The organism is Dyella japonica A8 (assembly GCF_000725385.1).
Taxonomy (GTDB): Bacteria; Pseudomonadota; Gammaproteobacteria; order Xanthomonadales; family Rhodanobacteraceae; genus Dyella; species Dyella japonica_C.
Genome location: NZ_CP008884.1, coordinates 633,786 through 653,986, shown reverse-complemented (window position 1 = coordinate 653,986; position 20,201 = coordinate 633,786). Strand labels below are relative to the sequence as shown.

Genomic DNA, 20,201 nt, shown 5'->3' with positions numbered 1-20,201 from the left:
AAACGGGGCAGAAGGCGAGGGGTAAAACCGTTGTGGGAGCGCACCCTGTGCGCGACGGGCCTGCCCCCACGTTACGGCAGGTTCGTCGCGCACAGGGTGCGCTCCCACACAGTACGGCTTAGCGCTTCAGGGCCTTGGAGAAGGCGTCGGCGAAGGCGCTGTTGGAGGGCGCCGGCGCCGGCTTGGGCGCGCCGCCACCCGGGCGCGGGCCACGGTTGTCGCGCTGGCCGCCACGCGGGGCCTCATTGCCACCGGCCGGACGAGCGCCGCGGGCCTGCTGGCCCGGTTCGTCGTCCAGGCGCATGGACAGGCCGATACGCTGACGCGGCAGGTCGACTTCCATCACCTTCACCTTGACGATGTCACCAGCCTTCACCGCGTCGCGCGGGTCCTTCACGAAGGTGTGCGACAGTGCGGAGACGTGCACGAGGCCGTCCTGGTGCACGCCGATGTCCACGAAGGCACCAAACGCCGCCACGTTGGTCACGCGGCCTTCCAGCACCATGCCGGGGCGCAGGTCCTTCAGGTCTTCCACGCCTTCGGCAAAGCTCGGCGCGACGAATTCCGGGCGCGGATCGCGGCCGGGCTTTTCCAGCTCCTTGAGGATGTCGCGCACGGTCGGCACGCCGAACGTCTCGTCGGTGTACTGCTCGGCCTTGAGGCCACGCAGGAAGGTGATGTCGCCGATGATGGAACGCACCTCGCGGCCGCACTGCGCAATGATGCGCTCGACCACCGGGTACGCTTCCGGATGCACCGCGCTGATGTCCAGCGGGTTGTCGCCGTTGGGCACGCGCAGGAAGCCCGCGCACTGCTCGAACGCCTTGTCGCCCAGGCGCGGCACTTTCAGCAGGGCTTTGCGGTTGGCGAACGGGCCGTTGGCGTCGCGGTGCTTCACCACGTTCTCCGCCACGCTGGCGCTAAGGCCGGCCACGCGCGAGAGAAGGGCGGCAGAGGCCGTGTTCACATCTACGCCCACGGCGTTCACGCAGTCCTCGACCTTGGCGTCCAGCGCGCGCGCCAGCTTCACCTGGTTCACGTCGTGCTGGTACTGGCCCACGCCAATGGCCTTGGGCTCGATCTTCACGAGTTCGGCGAGCGGATCCTGCAGGCGGCGCGCAATGGACACGGCGCCGCGCAGGCTCACGTCCAGGTCCGGGAACTCCTTGGCCGCCGTCTCCGAGGCCGAATACACCGACGCGCCCGCTTCGCTCACCACGACCTTCGACAGCTTGTGGTCCGGATGCGTCTTGGCCAGGCCCTTGATCAGTTCGCCGGCCAGCTTGTCGGTTTCGCGCGAGGCGGTGCCGTTGCCGATCGCGATCAGGTCCACGCCGTGCTTCTGGCACAGCCGGGCCAGCGCGGCCAGCGATTCGTTCCACTGCCGGCGCGGCTCATGGGGATAAATAGTGTCGGTGGCGAGCAGCTTGCCGGTGGCATCGACCACGGCGACCTTCACGCCGGTGCGGATGCCCGGGTCCAGCCCCATCACGCTCTTGGCGCCGGCGGGTGCAGCCAGCATGAGGTCCTTGAGGTTGTCGCCGAACACGCGGATGGCTTCGTCCTCCGCGCCTTCGCGCACGCGGCCGAACAGGTCCAGCGTCAGGTGCAGGTGCAACTTCACGCGCCAGGTCAGGCGCACGGTCTCGCGCAGCCATGCGTCGGCGGCACGGCCGCGATCGACGATGCCGCTATGCGCCGCCACACGGCCTTCGCCTTCGACGTGGCCCTGTTCCAGATCCAGCGCGGGCGACAGCTCCAGCTCGATCACGCCTTCGTTGCGCGCGCGCATCAGCGCGAGCAGGCGATGCGAGGGGATCTTGCCGATCGGTTCCATGTGATCGAAGTAGTCGCGGAACTTCGCGCCCTCATTTTCCTTGCCCTCGACCACCTTGGCGCGAATTTGGCCTTTGTCCCACAGCCAATCGCGCAATTCGCCGAGCAGGCCGGCGTCTTCGGCGATGCTTTCCATCAGGATCGCGCGGGCGCCGTCGAGCGCGGCGCGTACGTCCGCCACACCCTTCTCGGCGTCAACAAACGATGCGGCCAAGGCGTCCGGCGACTGCGTGGGGTCGTCGCGCAGGCCGGTGGCCAGCGGCTCCAGGCCCGCTTCGCGCGCGATCTGCGCCTTGGTGCGACGCTTGGGCTTGTACGGCAGGTACAGATCTTCCAGGCGCGCCTTGGTATCGGCGGAGAGGATGTCGTTCTTCAGCGCATCGGTCATCTTGCCCTGTTCGTCGATGCTGGCGAGGATCGCGCCGCGGCGCTCTTCCAGCTCGCGCAGGTAGCGCAGGCGTTCTTCCAGCAAGCGCAGCTGCGTGTCGTCGAGACCCCCGGTGGCTTCCTTGCGGTATCGAGCGATGAACGGCACGGTGGCGCCGCCGTCGAGCAGTTCCACCGCGGAACGGACCTGGTCCGGCTTGGCGGCGATGTCCTGGGCAATACGTTGTTCGATGCTGAGCATGGGGCTGAAACGATTCCTGAGCGTTCGACAAGACGACGGGGCACGAAGCGCGCCATCGGGTTGTCGATCATAGCAAGTCGGCGCGCGGCTACTGGCTGGCCGCGGGTGCCTGTTCAGGGCGAAGCGTCAGGTAGCCGCCCGCACGCAGATTGGCGGGGGCGTCGTCGCGATCCCCGGGATACTCCGTGACGAGGCGCCGGTTGCGGGGATGCCGATGCTGACGGAGTGGCCGCGTGTCCTGCTCGTGCGCCACGGGCATCACGGCGAGCGCGGGTTGCGGCGTCATGTGCAGTTCGTGCCGGTGGCCATCGGGCGTGTGCCACAGGCTCACCGCGGCGAGCACGGCCACGATCAACACCAGCGTGATGGCGGCGGCCACCCAGCGACGTGGCAGCGACGCCGGCGGCGCGGGCGGAAGCGGCCGTGCCTGTGTGGCGAGTGCGGGATCGTCGTTGCTGGCCTCACCGGGCAAGGTCTCGATGACGGCCGCGGGTGTCCGGTGCACGTCACCGATGAAGCGATAGCCCAGGCTGTGCACGGTGGCGATGTAACGTGGTTCGGATACGCAATCGCCCAAGGCGTGCCGCAACTGCGAGATCACACGCGTGAGTACGCCTGGCGTGACGTGCCTGTGACCCCATGCGGCATCAAGCAATGCATCCTTGCCGACGACTTCACCGGCTTGTTGCAGCAGGACTACCAGTACCGCGTACGCCTTGGGTTCGACGGAAACCGTCTTGCCTGCCCGCTCGAGGCGATGGGCGCGCGGTTCGACGAGAATATCGTCGCACTGGTAGATCCAGCCGCCGTCAGGTTGGGACTGGGCCATGACCTTGCCTGGTTCGCGGCCCCCTGTACGACAAGCATGCGCTTCTTGCGCTTCTGCGCGCATCCGCCATAGGTCATAAATGCAGATGTGCACAGAAGACATGGCGGCGATGCATCGGCCTGCACATGCCTTATGGCCTGCCAGATGCAACGCAGGCGTGAATGCGATGTGCGCGTAACGTCAGTACCGCTGCGCCATCGCTGGGGCATGTCGCATCGCAGGCGCGCAACACGCCAGCAATGCGAAGCGTCACGCGTTGAATGAACTGGTTGAGCTGCCTGAGCCGCTGCTTTGTCCGGTTTGCGAAGTGCGCACATCGATATTAGGGGCGCGGCCATTGAGCACCAACGTTCTCGCAACCAGATCGTGAAGGCCCTGCTTGCGCTGAGTCCACGCCACCGCGATATAGCAAACAAAGGGAATCAGGCCGGTGAGCGCGTTGGTGAGGCGCACGACGTTGCGCAACGCTGCCCGCCCGAAGCCAGGCTTCTGCCCGTTGATATCGGTGACGCGCAGCCGCAGTGCCAGCTTGCCTGGTGTCGCTTGCAGGCGGGAGGCCTCGAACAGCGTGTAATAGAGGAATCCGATCACGATGACGGCGATGTTGGAGCCGCGCGTCGCCTCAACGTATTCGCGAATGGTCGCGCTCATATCCGGCGTGGTCTGCAACTGCGCCATCAGGTGCTCATAAGCGGAGAGGCCACCCAGGGCATAAAAGGCAATCGTCGAGGGAACCATTAGTACAGCCAGATCAATGACCCACGCCCCGAAACGCTGCCAGAAGCTCGCGTAGTCGAACGTGACGGCGGACGGTTCCGATGCAGCTTCAGGGATCGACCGTGGCGGGGGCGAAATAGCGGCACCCGCTGGGGCGGCATCCTGGTGACTCAGTTCGTTGGGGAACAGCGTGGACAAGGGCGCCCAGTCCGTCATGCCGTCGTGCCAGCCCAGGTCGTCAGGGCTGACCTGGCCGCTGCGCAGCCACTGGCGTACGTCCACTTCCTTGTAGGGGCCATGCCGTTCGCCGTCCCGACCGATCCAGACTTCCATGGTGTGCTCCGAGAAAACCGTCAGGCCCGAATGATGCCATGCGGGCAAGGCCTCTTGGGGGAGCGCAGGAAGAAAATCAGGCCGCGTCGCGGCGCTTCAGGTGCACCAGCAGCAGCGAGATCGCGGCCGGCGTCACGCCGCTGATGCGTGAGGCCTGCCCGATGGTCTCCGGCAGTGCGCGCTTGAGCTTCAGCAGCACTTCGGCGGAAAGGCCGCGCACCTTGTCGTAGTCGAAGCCGCCCGGAATGGCCGTCTGTTCGTGGCGGCGCTGGCGTTCGATCTCCTCGCGCTGGCGTTCGAGGTAGCCGGCGTACTTGGTCTGCACTTCCACTTGGGCGGCCACGTCGGCGTCGTCCACCGAGGGGCCGATGCCGTCGACCGTTGTCAGCTTTGCGTAGTCGAGTTCGGGCCGGCGGAGCAGGTCGAGTGCGCTCGTCTCGCGGCTCAGCGTGATGCCGAGCTGCTGCGTGATGGTGGTGCCGAGCGCATTCGCCGGGGCAGCCCAGATTGCGCCCAGCCGCTGCGTCTCGCGCTCCACGGCCTCGCGCTTGGCGCGCAACGCGTCGTAGCGCGCCTGCGGCACCACGCCCAGGCGATGGCCGGCCTCGGTAAGGCGCAGGTCCGCGTTGTCCTCGCGCAGGTACAGGCGATATTCCGCGCGCGAGGTGAACATGCGGTACGGCTCGATGGTGCCGTTGCTGGTGAGGTCGTCGATCAGCACGCCGACGTAGGCCTCGTCGCGACGCGGGTACCAGGGCGCCTCGCCCTTCACCGCCAGCGCCGCGTTGAGGCCCGCGATCAGGCCCTGTGCGCCGGCTTCTTCGTAACCGGTGGTGCCGTTGATCTGGCCCGCGAAATACAGGCCGGGAATGGTCTTGGTCTCCAGCCACGGGTGCAGCCCGCGCGGGTCGAAGTAGTCGTACTCGATGGCGTAGCCCGGGCGCGTGATGTGCGCCTTCTCGAAACCCTTGATCGAATGCACCAGCGCCAGCTGCACGTCGTAGGGCAGCGAGGTGGAGATGCCATTCGGATAGACCTCGAACGTATCCAGCCCTTCCGGCTCGATGAAAATCTGGTGCGAGGTCTTCTCGGCGAAGCGCACCACCTTGTCCTCGATGGAGGGACAGTAGCGCGGGCCCACGCCTTCGATCTGCCCGCTGTACAGGGGCGAGCGATCCAGCGAACCGCGGATCAGCTCGTGGGTGTGCTCGCTGGTGTGCGTGATCCAGCAGCTGACCTGGCGCGGATGTTCGTCGCGCGAGCCAAGATACGAGAACACCGGCGCCGGATCATCGCCGGGCTGCTCTTCCAGCCCGGTGAAATCGATGCTGCGCAGGTCGATGCGCGGCGGCGTGCCAGTCTTCAGGCGATCGGCCGCCACGGGCAGTTCGCGCAGCTTCTGCGCCAGCGTGCTGGCGGGCGGATCGCCGGCACGGCCACCGGCGTACTGGGCCGGGCCGATATGGATCTTGCCGGCGAGGAAGGTGCCGGCCGTCAGCACCACGGCGCGGGCGCGGAAGGCCAGGCCCATCTGCGTGACCACACCGGTGACGCGGCCGTTCTCCACAATCAGGTCATCCACGGCCTGCTGGAACAGCTCCAGGTTCGGCTGGGTTTCCACGATGCGGCGGATGGCGGCCTTATAGAGCGCGCGATCGGCCTGGCAGCGCGTGGCGCGCACGGCGGGGCCCTTGGAGGCATTGAGCGTGCGCCACTGGATGCCGGCGAGGTCCGCCGCATGCGCCATGGCGCCGCCCAGGGCATCGATTTCCTTGACCAGGTGGCCCTTGCCGATGCCGCCGATGGCCGGGTTGCAGCTCATCTGGCCGATCGTTTCGATGTTGTGGCTCAGCAGCAGCGTGCGCGCGCCCGTGCGCGCCGAGGCGAGCGCCGCTTCGGTGCCGGCGTGGCCGCCGCCAACCACGATGACGTCGTAGGAAACTGGGTGAAACATACGAAACTGCCCCGGAAGTGCAGGTTTGGACCTAACTGGACGCCTATGGTAGCGCCGTTGCGGCACTCCGGCCGTTGGCATGCTTTCTGCTTTACCTTCCGTGCACTTTCCACGGGCAGAAGCTGCGCTTGAATGCGCGCCGAGATCGAACGACAGGGGTTCGATCGCGTGCCGGGGAGAGGAAGCAAGAAGGCGCCCCTCGGGGCGCCTTCGCCTTTTCTGAGCTTTGAAGAGCCTTCAAGCGCTCTGGATAAGATCTGGCGCCCGGCGGTCTCAGGAACAGGGGGAATCCAGGATGACCGTGTTGCCGGGCGCCAGAAACCGAAAATAAGTCACTGGCCGCAGCTTTTCTGGCTGCGCGTTGGAAGGGATATTTACCCTTGGAGCGTGAACGTGGAGTGACTAAAACGCCTGTTTGTGCCGAGAGTTGGCACCTCGTGACGCACAGCGTCATTCCGTGATCCACCGCCAAGATGAATGTGATGGTGATCACGCACGTGGCACGCCCATTGCTTCGCCACCCAGGCCAGACAAAAGCGTCGGACTTTGGGAGGCTGAAGCTCATGGAACTCAGCATCGATTTCCAGCCGGTTTATCCGCACCACGATCTCCTGATCGAGCTTGGTCGCGTCGAGATGGCCATGGAACACTTGCAAGAACGCAGCGAGAACGAACGCCAGGCCCTGCAGCCGCGTCTGCTCTCGCGAATGGATCGGCTGCGCGACGAACTGGCGCGCATGGCGGTCTGATCGCCGCCCCCGGGGCGGTGGGTACAACGGGTGTGAGCAGGATCGATCACCCGCGCTTGGGCAAGTTGTGCTTCATCAAGGTGTCATCCTCTCGCTGAAACACATTACGCCCGGGTGCCCCGTCCAAGGACGGGCCGCACTCGGGCGTTTCTTTCGGTGGATGCCTGTCAGCCGTGTCGCATGCTGCGCACGATCTCGCCAAGGTTGCGCGAAAGATGGGGCTGCGCCGCCAGGGTGTCGATGACGGCCTGCGCCGCCGCATGGCGAGCCGGCTCCAGACGCTGCCAACCGTTGAAGGCCGTGGCCAGGCGGGCTGCCACCTGCGGGTTGATCGCGTCCAGCTGCTGCAGCAGGACGCCCAGCAGGCGATAGCCGCTGCCATCCGCGCGATGGAAGCCATCTGGGTTGTTGCGCGCCCACGCGCCGTACAGCGCATTGACGCGATTGGGGTTCTTCAGCGTAAAGGCGGCATCCTGCGCCAGCGATTGCACGCGCTCGAGCACCATGTCGCCCGGCAGCTGCGTCTGCACCGAGAACCACTTGTCCATCGCCAGCGGATTGTCCGCATAGCGCTCGCGGAAGTGCGCGAGCGCCGCATGCGCCTGTGGCGCGTTGCCCCGCACCAGCACCGACAGCGCCGCCAGGCGATCGGTCATGCTCGGCGCGTTGTCGTACTGCAGCGTGGCCAGCGTATGCGCGCCCCACGGATCGATCGACGCAATCAGGTCCAGCACGCGGCGCTTCAGGCGGCGATGCGCCTGGCTGGTCGCATCGAGCTTCCGATTGGTGCGCGCCGCGAGCGCGTCGTAGCGCTGTTGCAGTGGCTCGCGGCCGATGCGCAGCGCAAGGTGCTCCTGAAGTTTCAGGCGCAGCGCGTGCACATGCGAGGGATCGACCACGCGCTCGCGCTCGGCCAGCTCGATCTCGCCCGGTGGCGTCAGCAGGTCGGCCAGCAGGGCATCGTCGATGCCGGTGTCGCCGAACAGGGCTGCCAGCGCCTCGCACCAGGCATCGAGCGCAAGGTTGGCATCGCCATCGCGCAGATTGTCGAAGGCGCGCGCCGCCAGCTGCTGGCCGGCCTCCCAGCGGTTGAAGCCGTCCACGTCGTGGCGCAGCAGCAAGGCCAGCTCATCGGGTGAGTAGTCGCACTCCAGGATCACCGGCGCGGAAAAACCGCGCAGCAGCGACGGCACCGGGGCGGAGGGCACCTGCTGGAACACGAACGATTGTTCCGCGCGGTCCAGCACGACGACGCGCTCGGTCGCGCCGGACGCGTCGGCGTCGTCGCCCGCCAGGTGCAACGGCAACAGCTGGCCCTCGCGATCGAACAGTGCGAGCTTCACCGGGATCGGCAGCGCCTGCTTGCTCGCCTGATTGGGCGTGGGGGGCGTGTGCTGGGACAGCGTGAGCGTGTACGCACGCTGCGCCGCGTTGTAATGGCCCCGGGCCGTCAGCCGGGGTGTGCCAGCCTGCGCATACCATGCGAGGTACGGCATTAGGTCGATGCCATTGGCTTCGCCCAGGGCGCCGAGGAAATCCTCCAGCGTGGCCGCATGCCCGTCGTTGCGCGAGAAATACAGGTCCATGCCGCGACGGAAGCCATCCCGGCCCAGCCGCCCCGCCACCATGCGTACCAGCTCGGAGCCTTTCTCGTAGACGGTGGCGGTGTAGAAGTTGTTGATCTCGGCGTACTGCGCGGGACGCACGGGATGCGCCAGGGGGCCGGCATCTTCCGGGAACTGCGCGCGACGCAGCAGCGCGACGTCCTCGATGCGCTTGAGCGGTGCCGAGTTCATGTCCGCGGAAAACTGCTGCTCGCGGAACACGGTGAGCCCTTCCTTCAGCGACAGCTGGAACCAGTCGCGACAGGTCACGCGATTGCCGCTCCAGTTGTGGAAGTACTCGTGCGCCACCACCGCTTCCACCGCACGATATTCGTCGTCGGTGCTGGAGTCGGGGTCGGCCAGCAGGTACTTGGCGTTGAAGATGTTGAGACCCTTGTTCTCCATCGCACCCATATTGAAGTCGTGCGTGGCGACGACATGGAACACGTCCAGGTCGTACTCGCGGCCGTAGGTGTCTTCGTCCCAGCGCATGGAACGCTCGAGCGCGTCCATGGCGTAGCCACACTGCCCGATGGCATCGGGCTCGGCCCAGATCACCAGCGTCACGGCGCGGCCGCTGCCGGTGGTGTAATCGCGCTCGATCTTCTGCAGTCGTCCGGCCACCAGGGCGAACAGGTAACTCGGCCTGGGATGCGGATCCACGAAACGCGCCCAGTGGCGGCCGCCTTCCAGTTCGCCGCTGCCATCGGGATTGCCGCCGGCAAGCAGCACCGGGAAGCGCTCGCGATCGGCGCGCAGCGTCACCGTATAGCTGGCCAGCACGTCGGGACGGTCCGGGAAGAAGGTGATGTGGCGAAACCCCTCCGCTTCACACTGCGTCAACAGAAAGCCGGCCTCGCGCGATCCCGACAGGTACAAGCCTTCCAGCGCGGTGTTGGCAGCCGGCTGCACGCGCACGCGCGTCTCCAGTACGCTGCCATCACGCGCGCCGTCGACCTCGAGCACGTTGTCCGCGTAACGCCATGCCTGGTCGGAGAGCGGCTGGCCATCCAGCGCAATCGACAGCAAGGCCAGGCCCTCGCCATCCAGCCGCAGCGGTTCCTGTTGCGCGGGATCGCGCTGCAGGTGCAAGCGGGAGGTGACCTCGGTGCTGTCGATGCCCAGGTCGAAGGCCAGCTCGATCTTCGCCACGCGCCACGCCGGCGCGCGATAGTCGCTGAGCCGGATCAGGGAAGAGGAGGTGTCGTTGCGATTGCTCATGGTGACGGCCGGAACTACGGAAACGGATGAGTCAGGCTAACATGCGGGCCTTTCCCGACAGGACAAGGCAATGGCGGAGTATCTTGCGGAACGCGGGCGGGTGGGCGACCACGACATCGTGGTGCTCACCGATGTGGCAAGGGGCCGGCGCCTGCGCATTGCCCGGCGCGGAGCCACCCTGATCAGTTTCGACGTACCGTCCGCCCAGGGAACGCAGGACATCGCCGACGGCTATCGCGACGCCGCCGAGCTTGACGCCCGTCCCAGCTCCCGTTTCGCCATCATGGCGCCGTTCGCCAACCGCATTGCCGACGCCCGCTATGTCTTCGATGGCGAGCCGCACGACCTGCAACCCGGCGTGGAGGGCGCCTCACGCGCCGCGCGGCATGGTTTCGTGCGTGGCGTCGATTTCCATGTCGCCGAACTCGCCGCCGATGCACAGGGCGCGCGTGCCGTGTTCACCACGCAAGCGATCCGCCCGGGCGTCCACCCCGGCTACCCCTTCGCCATCGACCTGACGGTGACCTATACGCTCGACGCCGGCGGCCTCACGCTGGAAACCGCCATGCGCAATGTGGGCGAGCAGGCCGCGCCGTGCTTCTTCGGCTGGCATCCGTACTTCAGGCTAGCCGATGCCACCGTTGATGGCTGGGAGTTGCAGATCCCGGCCGACAGCCTGGTGCGCACCGACGAAGCGCTCATTCCGATCGCCGGGGATGGCGCGCGCGTGCCCCTGTCCGAGCAGCCCGAACTGGACTTCCGCGAGATGAGGAAGATCGGCCCGCGCCATATCGACCATGCCTACGCCGACCTTCGCTGCGACACGGACGGACGCGTGCGCACCCGCCTGCGCGACCCGCACAGTGGGCTCGGCATTGCCGTGTGGCAGCCGCACGGTGTGATGCTGGTCTTCACTGCCGACACCGTGACGCGCGATGTGCGTCGCTCTGTGGCGCTGGAGCCCATGGAAAGCTGGTCGAACGCGTTCAATCGTCCGGATTGCGCGGATGCCATCCGTCTCGAGCCCGGCGCCGAGCGCCGCTTTGCCTGTGGCGTGGAGATCCAGAGTCCATGAGCGCGCCCGTGAATCGCGCCGCCCTGCCCACCTTTGCGCAGGTGCAGGAAGCGGCATCGCGCATCGCGCCCTACGCCGTGGTGACGCCGGTGCTGCGCAGCGCCGTGCTGAATGCATTGAGCGGCGCGGACCTGCACTTCAAGTGCGAGAACCTCCAGCGCGGCGGCGCCTTCAAGTTCCGCGGCGCCTGCAACGCCGTGTGGTCCATGGACGACGCGCAGGCTGCGCGCGGCGTCGTTACCCATTCGTCGGGCAACCACGGCAATGCGCTGGCCATGGCGGCAGCCACGCGCGGCATTCCTGCCCACGTCATCGTGCCGGACGGCGCGGTGCGCACCAAGCTGCAGGCCATCGAGCGCGCGGGCGCTATCCTCCATCGCTGCGAGGCGACGCAGGCCGCCCGTGAAGCGAAGGCCGACGAAGTGCAGCGCGCGACGGGCGCGGAGCTGGTGCATCCGTTCGCCGATACCCGCGTGATGGCGGGACAGGGCACGGCAGCGCTGGAGTTGCTGGAGCAGACGGGCGGCGTGGACATCATCGTGACGCCCGTTGGCGGTGGCGGTTTGATCGCGGGTACCTGCATCGCGACGCACGGGGTGGCACCCCAGGTGTTGATCCACGGCGCCGAGCCCATGGGAGCGGACGATGCCGCGCGTTCACTCGCAGCTGGCGCACGCGTGGGGCCGTTCGTGCCGGACACCATTTGCGATGGCTTGCGCACCCTGATCGGTGAGACGAACTTCGAGGCGTTGCGGATGCACCGTGTCGAGGTGACGACGGTGAGCGACGAGGAAGTGATCGCCGCCATGAAGCTGCTCTGGAATGAGTTGAAGATCGTGGTGGAGACGTCGAGCGCGACGGTGCTGGCGGCGGTGCTGAAGCGGCCGGAGCGGTTCAAGGGGAAGCGGGTGGGGTTGGTGCTTAGCGGGGGCAATGTCGATATCGACGCGTTGCCTTGGTAAGGCAGGTGTTTGCTCTCATTCCGCTTCGGGACGAGGAGCGGGGTGAGGGGTGAGGGGCAGCCTAGCCTCACCGTCTCATCTTTGCCGTCATCCCGGCGCAGGCCGGGATCCAGTGACTTTGCGGTTGGTTGTCGCCTCAGGCCTTCCCGCGACCGGGCCGCTTACGCAGCGGGCGTTTCGACCTTCTGCCGAAGGCCGAGTCACTTTTCTTTTGCTGGCCCAAAAGAAAAGTAACCCAAAGAAAATGGCCTTAGGAGCTGGCAGCATTCCGTTGGGATAAGCCCGAACGCGTGACGCAAGTCGTTGCTTGGCAACCTTCGCCTCTACACAGCAGGTACTCCCGGGCGCTACGCAACGCGCCCTGGCGATGAGGACTTAAAGCGGCGCCTCGCTTCGCTTCGACCCCAATGGGCCCGCACGCCCCCCGCTTTCCTGTGGGAGCGCACCCTGTGCGCGACAACCTAACGGAGCGGTGACCACGAGACGCCGCAGTCGCGCACAGGGTGCGCTCCCACAGACAATCGGGCGGCCATGAAGGTCATCACCTTCGCAGCCAGGCCTCGGCATCCGGTCGCTTCAACGCGCCACCTTGCGCAAGTTCACGCCACTCACGGCAACCAGTCCCAGCAGAATAAACACAATGCCCACCATCTCCATGCCACTGGGCTGTTCACGCAGGATCAGCCACGCCAGCAGGACGCTGACCACGGGCACGCCCAGGCTGGCCACGCTGGCCACCGCGGTCGGCAAGCGATGTAGCACGATCAGCCACAGGCCCCAGGCGATGCTGGACGCCATGACCACGCTATAGGCGAGGCCGGCGATGAAGCCCGGGCTCCAGTCGATGGAGCGCTGCGGCACGCACAGGGCGATTACCACCAGCGCGATGGCGCCGAACAGCATCTGCCATGCCGTGAGGTTGAGCGGCGTCGGGGCATGGCGCAGAAACACGCGTTTGCTGAGCACGGTGCCCATGGCCCAAGCCGCGCCGGCGCCGATCGCCAGCAGGGTGCTGCCGAGGTTGCCCATGTTGTGCCACGGTTCGATGATGCAGGTGAGGCCGATGGCGGCCAGGCCCAGGCCAAGCCATCGCCGTGGTGTGAGCCGCTCGTCCAGCATCACCCACGCCAGCAGCACGGCCCAGAACGGCATGGTGTAGGCCAGCAGGGCCACGTGTCCGGCGCCGCCGTTCACCAGCGCCCATTGGCCCAGCCCCTGGAAGGCTGTGGTCTGGCACAGGCCGATGGCGATCGTCGGCAGCAGCGGCGGCGGGCGCAATGGTTGGCGGAACACCACCAGCGCCCCGAGCAGCACGAGCGCGCCGAGCACATAGCGGATCGCCGCGAAGTCGAAGGGCCCTGCGTGCGTGAGCACCTGCTTCATCACCACCCAACTGTAGGCCCAGATCAGGATGGTGATGAGCAGCGCGGTGACGGCTCCGCGTGACGATGAGGAGGTATCCATGGAAACCTGGCTGGAGGATGGGGTGGGTTGCGGTGACGTTGTCCTTGTTCCGCACCCAAGGCTGGGATAGCGTCGTGGCCGGCCGCCAAACTTGCAAGACCGGGCGGCATGCATGGTTCGTGGTGGCGCTGGCCGGTGCGATCACGGGTATTCGCGCAGTGGACGGGCAGGGCCCGGGCTTGAACAGGACTTCGTCATGGCATCCAAGACCTTGAAGCAACGCTGCCCCTGGGGCGACAGCGCCGACATGCACGACTACCATGACACCGAGTGGGGCACGCCGCTGCACGACGATCAGATGCTGTTCGAGTTCCTGTGTCTGGAGGGCGCTCAGGCCGGCCTGTCATGGCGCACCATCCTGCTCAAGCGCGACCACTACCGCCGCGTGTTCCACGACTTCGACATCGCGCGCGTCGCGGCGATGAAGGATCGCGAACTGGAGAAGGCCCTGCTCGACCCCGGCATCGTCCGCAATCGCCTGAAGGTCTATGCCACGCGCGACAACGGCATCGCCGCGCTTAGCGTCATCGATGAGTTCGGCAGCCTGGACCACTACCTGTGGTCCTTCGTGGACGGCAAGCCGATCCGCAACAGGTGGACGGGCCAGGGCGACGTGCCGGCCAGTACGCCGGTATCCGACTGCATGAGCAAGGACTTGAAGAAGCGCGGCTTCCGCTTCGTCGGCACCACCATCTGTTATGCCTTCATGCAGGCGACAGGCATGGTGAACGATCACACGGTGAGTTGCTTCCGTTACAAGCAGGTTTGAAGGCGGGAGTGAGTGAAAACGGGTGAGCGGTGAGAGTGGCCAGTCTGTTGCCTTTCACTCGCTGTTTGCCCTATCTCCGGCGCGAGCCGCGCAGGCTGTCGATGGAGAAGCTCGCCATTTCGCCACCGCCCGGCAGGCGGCGCGACTGGCCCGGCGGCGGGCCCCATGCGTGTGCGGTCACCACTTCCCAGGTTGCGGGAATGCGGCCGTCGATGCGCATGGCTTCGTAGGCGGCCAGCATGCGCCGGTAGTGCTGCTTGCCTAGCAGGTGGCGTTCGCGTTCGCGATCCGCGTTGGTCGCGCCCAGTCCCTGCAGTTCCTTGAGCAGCATGCGCGGCTCGCTGTAGGTGAGCGTGTAGCGGTCCACGTCGAGCACCGGGTCACGCAGGCCGGCGTTGATCATCGCGTCGCCCAGGTCGTGCATGTCCAGGAAGCGGCTCACGTGCGGTTGCTGGTCGGCCTCGGCCCAGGCGGCGCGCAATTCCTTCAGCGTGTCAGGGCCGAAGGTGGAGAACACCAGCAGGCCACCGGGCTTGAGCACGCGCACGCACTCGCCGAACAGCGCCGGCAGGTCGTCGATCCACTGGAAGCAGAGGTTGGAATGCAGCACGTCCACGCTGTGGTCGGGCAACGGCAGCGCGGTGGCCTCCGCGCACACGCGCTGGAACGGCTTCAGCCAGCTGTTGTGCTTCTTCGCGGCGCGCAGCATCGGCAACGCCAGGTCCATCGCGATCACCTGGGCTTTCGGATAGCGCTTGCGCAGCAACGCAGTGCCGCGGCCGGTGCCGGCACCGACGTCGATCACGCGCTCCGGTGCTTCCAGATAGAAGCCGAGGCGATCGAGCAGCAGCGACTGCACTTCGCGCTGCAGGGCGTCGTGCTGCTCATAGGTGTTCGCCGCGCGGCCGAAGTTGCGGCGCACCTGCTGGCGGTCGAAATGCGATTCGCTCATCGGAAGCTGTCCAGCACGGGCGTCAGTGCGTTGGCGACATCGCCCGCATAACCAAAGAAGGGCGCGTGGCCCGCGTGTGCGATTTCGGTGTAGCTGCCGTGCGCCTGTTCGGCCGACCACGCCATGGCGGCGGGCGGCACGATGCGGTCACGATGGCCCACGATCCATGCGCTGGGCACCGACAGCCCTGCGAGTTCGGCGCGCCGGTCCGTGGTTTCCAGGATGCGAATGCCTTCCTGCAGCACGCGCAGGTTCGGTTCGCCGCGCTGGAAGATCAGCGCGCGCAGGTGTCGTACCTCGGCCATGGGGTCGCGGCTGCCCATCGCTTCCAGCGCGATGAAGCGCTCCAGTGTGCCGTGGTAGTCGGTTTCCAGGTCGGTGGCCAGCTGGCGCACCAGTTTGGGGTCGCTGCCATGTGGCCAGTCCTCGCCGCGCGAGAATTTCGGCGTGCCATCAATGACGCCGAGTCCGCGCACATGGTGTGGATGTTCCAGCGCAGCGGTCATGGCGATCAGCCCGCCCAGCGACCAGCCGATCCAGATCGCCTCGGGCGTCATGCGCGCGATGGCTTCGGCACACACGGAAGGCTCCAGCGACAGCGTACTGTCGCGCGAGTAACCGTGGCCGGGAAGGTCGACCACGTGCATGGTGCAGCGGTCGGCCAGCACCTCGCACAGGGGTTCCATCATGCCGCCATGCATGGCCCAGCCGTGGAGGATCACCACGGGGATCTCGCCGTGGCCGTGGGTTTCGATATGAAGGTTCATTCGCGATCTGCCCCGGTGGGGAGCAGTGCAGCGGGCGCCAGCGCCTTGTCCACCGCGCCGCGCTCGTCGAACACGAAGCAGCCGCCGCTCCAGTGCATGCCGTCGGTTTCCTCGAAGTACTTCAGGATGCCGCCTTCCAACTGGTAGACGTTTTCCATGCCGATATCCTGCATGTGCAGCACGGCCTTTTCGCAGCGGATGCCGCCGGTGCAGTAGGACACCACCGTCTTGTTTTCGTAGCGCGCGCGGTCGGCAGCGATGGCGGCGGGAAATTCAGTAAAGCTGGCGATACGGTAGTCCACCGCGTCCTGGAACAGGCCCACGTCGGTTTCGTAGTCGTTGCGCGTGTCGAGCAGCACCACCTCGCGGCCGTCGTCATCGTGCCCTTGTGCCAGCCAGCGCTGCAGCGTCACCGGTGCGACAGCGGGCGCCCGCCCGCCTTCGGGGCGGATGGTCGGCATGCGCATGGTGATGATCTCTTTCTTCAGTCGCACACGCATCCGGCCGAACGGCACATCGTCGGAGATCGACTCCTTCGGCTCCAGCCCGGCGAAACGCGAATCGGTGCGCAGCCAGTCCATGAAGGCGTCGATGGGTTCGCGCGGGCCGGCGAGGAACAGATTGATGCCTTCGGGCGCCAGCAGAATGGTGCCCTTGAGCGCCAGCGCCTCGCAGCGCTCGAAGATGCGTTCGCGCAGCGCCGGCAGATCGTCCAGGCTGACGAAGCGATAGGCGGAGAGATTCAGGATCGACATGAGGGGGAAGGCGTACGGCAAGGCCGCCATTATACGGGCCGGGCCGACGCGGCCCCGGAGGGCAGCCGGGAGAAGGCTTCCAGCAGCCGGTCCACGTCGCTTTCCTCGTGGGCGGCGGACAGGGTGATACGCAGGCGCGCCTTGCCTTGCGGCACCGTGGGCGGGCGGATCGCCGTGACCAGAAAACCGGCCTGCTCCAGCGCCTCGGAGGCCTCCAGCGCCGCGCGGGCGTCGCCCAGCAGCAGGGGCTGGATGGCGGTGGGCGAGGGCATCAGGGGCAGGCCGAGCTGGCCGGCGCCGCTGCGGAAGCGGGCGATCAGCGCGTGGAGTTTCTCGCGCCGCCAGTTCTCCGCCTGCGCCAGCCGGACCGCGGCCAACGTCGCGGCGGCCAGCGCCGGCGGCATGGCCGTCGTATAGATATAGGTGCGCGCGGACTGCACCAGTCCGTCGATCAACGCGGCGGAGCCGGCCACGAAGGCGCCACTGCAGCCGAGCGCCTTGCCCAGCGTAGCCATCAGCACGGGGACGTCGCCCTGCCCAAGACCGGCATCGGCCACGCTGCCTTCGCCCTGCGGGCCGAGCACGCCAAGGCCGTGGGCATCGTCCACCATCAAGGTGGCCTGCTCACGGCGGCACAACGTGGAAAGTTCGCGCAGGGGGGCGATATCGCCGTCCATGCTGAACACGCCATCGGTAGCCAGCAGTGACGCGGCCCCGGGACGAGCGGCGAGCTGGCGCGCTGCGCCTTCCACATCGGCGTGGGGATAGCGCTTCAACTCGGCGCCGGCGAGCTGTGCACCGTCGATCAGGCAGGCATGGTTGAGCTTGTCCTGCACGCACACGTCGTCGCGTTGCAGCAGCGCCTGCATCACGCCGAGATTGGCCATGTAGCCCGTGGAGAACAGCAGCGCGCGTTCGCGGCCGGTCCATTCAGCCAGCGCTTCTTCCAGCGCGGCATGCGCGGCGCGATGGCCACAGATGAGATGCGCGGAACCGCTGCCGACGCCATCGCTGTCGGCGGCACGCTTGAGCGCGTCGACGAGTGCAGGATGCTGCGCAAGGCCGAGGTAGTCGTTGCTGCAGAAGGAAAGCAGGCGGCGACCGTCGCGTTGCACCCACATGCCATCGGCGCGCGCCACGGTGTGAAGGCGGCGACGTAAGCCGGCCTGTTCGCGCTGTTGCGTGTGCGTGGCGAGGCGGTTGAGCAGGTCAGTGCGCATCGTGTGCGATCACCTTCTTTTCCTGTGGGAGCGCACCCTGTGCGCGACGGGCACGGAGTGTCCGGCTACCTGTGCGAAAGCCGGCAACCGAGGAGCAGCCTGGCTCCGCGGTCGCGCACAGGGTGCGCTCCCACAAGGGATGGATGGCGCATTGGCGGCCCTCAGGCCGCGCAATGCTCCACGATGTCGGCATGCACCGTGCCGGAGGTTTCCACCACTTCCAGCGCATGCAGGTTCAAGCGCTTGAACAGCTGGCGGTCGTGTTCCACGTCCGGGTTGCCGGTGGTCAGCAGCTTTTCGCCGTAGAAGATGGAGTTGGCGCCCGCGAAGAAGCACAGCGCCTGCACGGCGTCGTCCATCTGCTGGCGGCCGGCGGAGAGGCGCACCATCGAGGCCGGCATCAGGATGCGTGCCACGGCAATGGTGCGCACGAAGTCGAACGGGTCGATGGCCTCGGTGCCGCTGAGCGGCGTGCCTTCCACCTGCACCAGCTGGTTGATCGGCACCGATTCCGGATGCTCCGGCAGGTTGGCCAGCGTCTGCAGCAGGCCGGCGCGCTGGTCGCGCGTCTCGCCCATGCCCACGATGCCGCCGCAGCAGGTCTTCAGGCCGGCTTCGCGCACCTGTTCAAGCGTGTCCAGGCGATCCTGGTACTGGCGCGTGTGGATGATTTCGCCGTAGAACTCCGGCGCGGTATCCAGGTTGTGGTTGTAGTAGTCCAGGCCCGCGCTCTTCAACGTCTTGGCCTGCTCGCCGTTGAGCATGCCCAGCGTGGCGCAGGTTTCCAGGCCCAGGCCCTTCACCGCGCGCACGATCTCGGCGACCTTCTCCACGTCGCGGTCCTTCGGGCTGCGCCAGGCGGCGCCCATGCAGAAGCGGCTGGCGCCGGCATCCTTGGCGGCCTGCGCGCGTGCCAGCACGGCGTCCACGCTCATCAGCTTCTGCGCCTGCACGCCGGTGTCGTAGCGCGCGGCCTGCGGGCAGTAGGCGCAGTCTTCCGGGCAACCGCCGGTCTTGATGGAGAGCAGGGTGGACACCTGCACCGCGTTCGGGTCGTGGTGTTCGCGATGCACCGAGTGCGCGCGATGCAGCAGCTCGTTGAACGGCAGGGCGAACAGGGCGGCGACTTCGGCGCGCGTCCAGTCGTGGCGGATGGAATGGGCCATGGCGTCAGCTCTGGGGGTGGGGGTGGGCGACAGTGTGGCAGCGCGGCTTTTCTTGTCAACTTTGGATGAATTTACGTGGTTGACGATGCGCGGACGTATGGCTGCCGCTACCATCAGGTCATTCATCTGGGTGGGAGTGGTTGGCATGAGTGCAGGACAAGGCAGCGCGGGCAACGTGCTCGCGGCCATCTGCAGTTTCTTCATTCCTGGCCTGGGTCAGCTGGTGCAGGGCCGGTTCTGGATCGCCCTGGTGATGTTCGTGCTGGCCGCCATCCTCTGGATCGTGTGGCTGGGCTGGATCATCCACCTGTGGTCCATCCTTGACGCCGCGATGTTCAAGCCCAAGTCCTGAGCGGATACCCGCATGGATGCGCCCTCCATCGGGCGCACCCTGGCGGGTGCGCTGCAACGTTTCGTCCTGCCCCATCGCTGCCTGTTGTGTGGCGCCGCGGGCGACGACGGGCTGGATCTCTGCCGGGACTGTGCGCGGGAGCTGCCGCGCAACCGCCTCTGTTGCGGGCGATGCGCGCTCCCCTTGCCGGAGCCGGCGGCGCTTTGTGGCCAATGCCAGCGGCGCCCGCCACCGTGGGACGCGGCATGGGTGCCGTTCCGCTACGCCTGGCCGCTGGACCGCCTGGAATCACGCTTCAAGTTCAGTGCGAATCTGGCGGCGGGACGTGTACTCACCACGTTATGGCTGCGTGAGTCGATGCCGGACGCGCTGCCGGCGTGGATCCTGCCGGTGCCGCTGCACACCGGACGCCTGCGCGAACGTGGCTATAACCAGGCGCTGGAGCTGTCCCGGCCCCTGGCGAAGCGGCTGGGTTGCACACTGCGCCTCGACGGGCTGGTTCGCCTGCGCGCCACGGCTGCCCAGACCGAGCTGGGCGCGGTGCAGCGCCGGCGCAACGTCAAAGGGTCGTTCGCCGCGCGCGAAGGCATCGCCTGGCCGGCGCACGTGGCGCTGCTGGACGACGTGATGACCACCGGCGCCACGCTGGCGGAATGTGCCCGGGTGCTGAAACGGGCCGGCGTGCACAGGGTGGATGTCTGGGCGCTGGCCCGTGCGCCCGCCACCCGGGCCTGATCCCTGCACTGCAAGACACGGGCCGTTCGGCATCACACCATCGTGGTATTCACGCGGGCCTGCCGCGAAGCGCAGCATCCGCGATGTCGCGCCTGTGCCGGGGGGAGGCGCGA

17 protein-coding genes are annotated in these 20,201 nt (G+C 67.0%); 6 read left to right on the top strand and 11 right to left on the bottom strand.

All coding sequences use genetic code 11. The annotated features are described in order from the left end of the window. Positions 1 to 118: 118 nt before the first annotated feature. From HY57_RS02665 to mnmG, 4 genes are all read right to left on the bottom strand, one after another. Positions 119 to 2,464 carry a Tex family protein gene (locus tag HY57_RS02665; RefSeq protein ID WP_019463954.1) on the bottom strand — a complete coding sequence of 782 codons (2,346 nt, stop codon included), beginning with the start codon at positions 2,462 to 2,464 and terminating at the stop codon, positions 119 to 121. A gap of 88 nt (positions 2,465 to 2,552) precedes the next feature. Beyond that, positions 2,553 to 3,293, bottom strand: coding sequence for a winged helix-turn-helix domain-containing protein (locus tag HY57_RS02660; RefSeq protein WP_019463955.1), 741 nt, complete (start codon positions 3,291 to 3,293; stop codon positions 2,553 to 2,555). Between the two features lie 249 nt (positions 3,294 to 3,542). Continuing rightward, positions 3,543 to 4,343 carry an RDD family protein gene (locus tag HY57_RS02655; protein WP_019463956.1) on the bottom strand — a complete coding sequence of 267 codons (801 nt, stop codon included), beginning with the start codon at positions 4,341 to 4,343 and terminating at the stop codon, positions 3,543 to 3,545. 76 nt (positions 4,344 to 4,419) lie between these two features. Next, positions 4,420 to 6,297 (bottom strand): tRNA uridine-5-carboxymethylaminomethyl(34) synthesis enzyme MnmG, encoded by a 1,878-nt coding sequence (gene mnmG / locus HY57_RS02650; RefSeq protein WP_019463957.1) that lies wholly within the window; start codon positions 6,295 to 6,297, stop codon positions 4,420 to 4,422. A gap of 563 nt (positions 6,298 to 6,860) precedes the next feature. Between mnmG and HY57_RS02645 the strand changes: the two genes are divergently transcribed. Then, complete coding sequence (locus tag HY57_RS02645) at positions 6,861 to 7,046, top strand: hypothetical protein (RefSeq protein WP_019463958.1); 186 nt, start codon at positions 6,861 to 6,863, stop codon at positions 7,044 to 7,046. A 167-nt stretch (positions 7,047 to 7,213) separates the two neighbouring features. Here HY57_RS02645 and pepN read toward each other — a convergent pair whose 3' ends face one another. Further along, positions 7,214 to 9,871: an aminopeptidase N gene (gene pepN / locus HY57_RS02640; protein ID WP_019463959.1), complete on the bottom strand. Its 2,658-nt coding sequence runs from the start codon at positions 9,869 to 9,871 to the stop codon at positions 7,214 to 7,216. A gap of 70 nt (positions 9,872 to 9,941) precedes the next feature. Between pepN and HY57_RS02635 the strand changes: the two genes are divergently transcribed. Both HY57_RS02635 and HY57_RS02630 read left to right on the top strand, forming a co-directional pair. Next, positions 9,942 to 10,946, top strand: coding sequence for an aldose 1-epimerase (locus HY57_RS02635; protein ID WP_019463960.1), 1,005 nt, complete (start codon positions 9,942 to 9,944; stop codon positions 10,944 to 10,946). Next, positions 10,943 to 11,908, top strand: coding sequence for a threonine ammonia-lyase (locus HY57_RS02630; protein WP_019463961.1), 966 nt, complete (start codon positions 10,943 to 10,945; stop codon positions 11,906 to 11,908). Before HY57_RS02635 ends, HY57_RS02630 begins: the two co-directional genes overlap by 4 nt. Before the next feature lie 576 nt (positions 11,909 to 12,484). Here HY57_RS02630 and HY57_RS02625 read toward each other — a convergent pair. Continuing rightward, on the bottom strand, positions 12,485 to 13,372 hold the full coding sequence (locus HY57_RS02625; protein ID WP_019465748.1) for a DMT family transporter: 888 nt from the start codon (positions 13,370 to 13,372) through the stop codon (positions 12,485 to 12,487). Positions 13,373 to 13,568: 196 nt separating this feature from the next. Here HY57_RS02625 and HY57_RS02620 point away from each other — a divergent pair, with 196 nt between their 5' ends. Continuing rightward, positions 13,569 to 14,141: a DNA-3-methyladenine glycosylase I gene (locus HY57_RS02620; RefSeq protein ID WP_019465747.1), complete on the top strand. Its 573-nt coding sequence runs from the start codon at positions 13,569 to 13,571 to the stop codon at positions 14,139 to 14,141. 70 nt (positions 14,142 to 14,211) lie between these two features. On the opposite strand, the gene bioC is transcribed toward HY57_RS02620, so the two are convergent. The 5 genes from bioC to bioB all read right to left on the bottom strand — a co-directional run bounded on the left by bioC (position 14,212) and on the right by bioB (position 19,001). Continuing rightward, positions 14,212 to 15,093 (bottom strand): malonyl-ACP O-methyltransferase BioC, encoded by an 882-nt coding sequence (bioC, locus tag HY57_RS02615; protein WP_019465746.1) that lies wholly within the window; start codon positions 15,091 to 15,093, stop codon positions 14,212 to 14,214. Further along, a complete protein-coding gene (gene bioH / locus HY57_RS02610) occupies positions 15,090 to 15,860 on the bottom strand; it encodes a pimeloyl-ACP methyl ester esterase BioH (RefSeq protein WP_019465745.1) in 771 nt (256 codons plus the stop codon). The genes bioC and bioH overlap by 4 nt, the downstream gene beginning before the upstream one ends. Next, on the bottom strand, positions 15,857 to 16,615 hold the full coding sequence (locus HY57_RS02605; RefSeq protein WP_038580377.1) for a sulfurtransferase: 759 nt from the start codon (positions 16,613 to 16,615) through the stop codon (positions 15,857 to 15,859). The genes bioH and HY57_RS02605 overlap by 4 nt, the downstream gene beginning before the upstream one ends. A 29-nt stretch (positions 16,616 to 16,644) precedes the next feature. Beyond that, on the bottom strand, positions 16,645 to 17,835 hold the full coding sequence (gene bioF / locus HY57_RS02600) for an 8-amino-7-oxononanoate synthase (protein WP_019465743.1): 1,191 nt from the start codon (positions 17,833 to 17,835) through the stop codon (positions 16,645 to 16,647). Between the two features lie 161 nt (positions 17,836 to 17,996). Then, positions 17,997 to 19,001, bottom strand: coding sequence for a biotin synthase BioB (bioB, locus tag HY57_RS02595; protein WP_019465742.1), 1,005 nt, complete (start codon positions 18,999 to 19,001; stop codon positions 17,997 to 17,999). 145 nt (positions 19,002 to 19,146) lie between these two features. Between bioB and HY57_RS02590 the strand changes: the two genes are divergently transcribed. Both HY57_RS02590 and HY57_RS02585 read left to right on the top strand, forming a co-directional pair. Then, the gene (locus HY57_RS02590) at positions 19,147 to 19,353 is read left to right on the top strand and encodes a hypothetical protein (RefSeq protein ID WP_019465741.1); all 207 of its coding nucleotides are present in this window, start codon (positions 19,147 to 19,149) and stop codon (positions 19,351 to 19,353) included. Between the two features lie 12 nt (positions 19,354 to 19,365). Next, positions 19,366 to 20,088 carry a ComF family protein gene (locus tag HY57_RS02585; protein ID WP_019465740.1) on the top strand — a complete coding sequence of 241 codons (723 nt, stop codon included), beginning with the start codon at positions 19,366 to 19,368 and terminating at the stop codon, positions 20,086 to 20,088. Positions 20,089 to 20,201: the final 113 nt, after the last annotated feature.